Annotated in this window: 3 protein-coding genes, 2 tRNA genes and 1 pseudogene; 2 read left to right on the top strand and 4 right to left on the bottom strand. The window is 39.2% G+C overall.

Annotation, left to right across the window (positions count from 1 at the left end; all coding sequences use genetic code 11):
• Positions 1 to 166 (bottom strand): annotated as a pseudogene (locus tag J580_RS0104540) (invasion protein expression up-regulator SirB); the annotation flags it as partial.
• Between the two features lie 11 nt (positions 167 to 177).
• Positions 178 to 486 carry a BolA family protein gene (locus J580_RS22675; protein WP_002114074.1) on the bottom strand — a complete coding sequence of 103 codons (309 nt, stop codon included), beginning with the start codon at positions 484 to 486 and terminating at the stop codon, positions 178 to 180.
• Between the two features lie 230 nt (positions 487 to 716).
• Between J580_RS22675 and J580_RS22670 the strand changes: the two genes are divergently transcribed.
• Positions 717 to 792: transfer RNA gene (locus tag J580_RS22670), tRNA-Gly, on the top strand.
• A gap of 45 nt (positions 793 to 837) precedes the next feature.
• Positions 838 to 913: transfer RNA gene (locus J580_RS22665), tRNA-Gly, on the top strand.
• A 163-nt stretch (positions 914 to 1,076) separates the two neighbouring features.
• Here the strand turns inward: J580_RS22665 and J580_RS22660 are convergent.
• Positions 1,077 to 1,838, bottom strand: a complete 762-nt coding sequence (locus tag J580_RS22660; RefSeq protein WP_032005636.1) for a 4'-phosphopantetheinyl transferase family protein — start codon at positions 1,836 to 1,838, stop codon at positions 1,077 to 1,079.
• On the bottom strand, positions 1,831 to 2,047 hold a 217-nt coding region (locus J580_RS22655; RefSeq protein ID WP_032006067.1), incomplete at its 5' end, for an alpha/beta fold hydrolase. The genes J580_RS22655 and J580_RS22660, both read right to left, overlap by 8 nt.

Here is a 2,047-nt window from a genome sequence, read left to right as displayed (position 1 = left end):
CGGTAAATGACAAATGTTGTAAGGCAACTAATACTTTACGCCCTGCTGGATTGGGTTGTTCACCTTGAACACCTATAAACAGAGTTGAAGCGCGTAAAACAAAGACCATAAGTGCAGCAGCTACCGCAGTCATATGAATAATTTTAGTGAGTAAATGTGCATCCATGAAATTAACCCTTAGCTTTTAGGTGCATGTGCACATTCTGGGCTAGCAGGTGCTTGACCTTGCCACTCACTTGGCAAATAAGCATGAATCGCTAAAGCATGAATTTGACCTGGATTCATCAAATCAGAAGCTAACGCGTATACTTTTTGATGACGTTGAACTAAACGCAATCCATTAAATTCGTCGCTCACTATAATCACTTTAAAATGAGATTCCTTACCTGGAAAATAACCACCGTGCCCGGCAGACTCATTGATCACTTCCAAATGGCTAGGTGCAAGTGTTTGTAACCGTTCAATCAACTGTTGTTCAAGGCTCATAGCTTTTCCTTTTACGATTATTCGTATATTTGAACCTAGTATACCTTGTCTACACACAAACAAAAGTTGCTCTTGTATGCTTTGACTTCAAACAAAATGTCTATTTATTCGGCAACTTAACAATAAAAATACCGCTAAATGCTCATTTCTGTTTTTATTTTATGCAATCAGCATAATTATTTGCATAAAGTTGTTGACCCTTGTTTTGCTTAATGTATTATAAGCGGCACGCGGGAATAGCTCAGTTGGTAGAGCATAACCTTGCCAAGGTTGGGGTCGCGAGTTCGAGTCTCGTTTCCCGCTCCAAATTGGTTTTTTTTGAGAAAGTTTTAGTAAAAACTGCTTATATATGCGGGAATAGCTCAGTTGGTAGAGCATAACCTTGCCAAGGTTGGGGTCGCGAGTTCGAGTCTCGTTTCCCGCTCCAAATTTAAAAGGCCCTAGTCGAAAGACTGGGGCTTTTTTCTTTTTATCGATCCATGATTTTACGTTCTATCGATTCACAACATATTTTGAGAATAGCTCGACTCAAGCCCGAGTGTTTCATTAATAGACTCAGATTTTTAAACCACTAATTGTATCGAGTTAATCTAGTTATATTTGCACGGTACTGGCGTTATGCGATGCGTAGATATACATGGCACCAATTGAAAACAATCCAGATCAAATCTTTCTTGGGCAAGAAGCTGCTGTAAACAGATCGAAAAGATAAAGTTATGATCATAGACATAGCTTTGGAAATAATATTCTTCTGCCTTTTGAATATCACGAGTTGAATCGAGAAACTCTATATGTTCAGCTAACACATGAAAGTTGAGCTTCTTTAAATGACGATTCATTCCTTCGCCAGTACATTTAATATAGGATTCTTTTAAGGTCCATATTTGAAAAAACCGTTGATATACAGTGGATGGATCAATCCTTTCATTTTCCTGAATCCATTCAATTTCACTTGGCGCTAACACGCTATCGACACGCATCCAATCGAACTCACGGTCCACCCGTTCAACATCGACTCCTATTTCCCCTTCTTCAGTCACCGCAAGAACAATAACGTCTGCTGAATGACTAAGATTGAAATAAACAGCTTTATTGCCTTGTACAAAAGGTTTGCCGTTAGGTTGTAATTGAATGTTGACCTCATGGGGTGAAATACCCAACTTATCTGCTAAAACAGACTTCGTTAAGACACGAGAGATTAAGAAAATCCGTGCAGCATGAGGATGATATTGATCATATCTCAACTTTTCTGCCGCATTGAGAAAGCTGAGATAATGACTCAATATGAGATGGTTTTGTGGCACGCGTGAAACCGGGCAGACATAAACCTGTACTTTGGAAATATCAGACATCACTGAACTGTGCTGTGGTGCTGATGTATTTGGTTAGAACTGGTGTGAGATAATCATAAACCGCTTCTACATGAGTAACGTGCGGATTATGGCCTGCGCCAGCAATGATATGTACAGGAATATTAGGACTTATTGTAGTAACAATTGGGTCCTTCTCTCCAACAATGATTTCAACTTTAGAACCAAGTTCGTTTAACAAAGCTGTTTGA

It is taken from the genome of Acinetobacter sp. 1542444 (genome assembly GCF_000581835.1).
In the GTDB taxonomy this organism is placed as follows: Bacteria; Pseudomonadota; Gammaproteobacteria; order Pseudomonadales; family Moraxellaceae; genus Acinetobacter; species Acinetobacter pittii.
The sequence above is the reverse complement of the archived record's forward strand: the minus strand, read 5'-3'. Positions and strand labels throughout refer to the sequence as shown.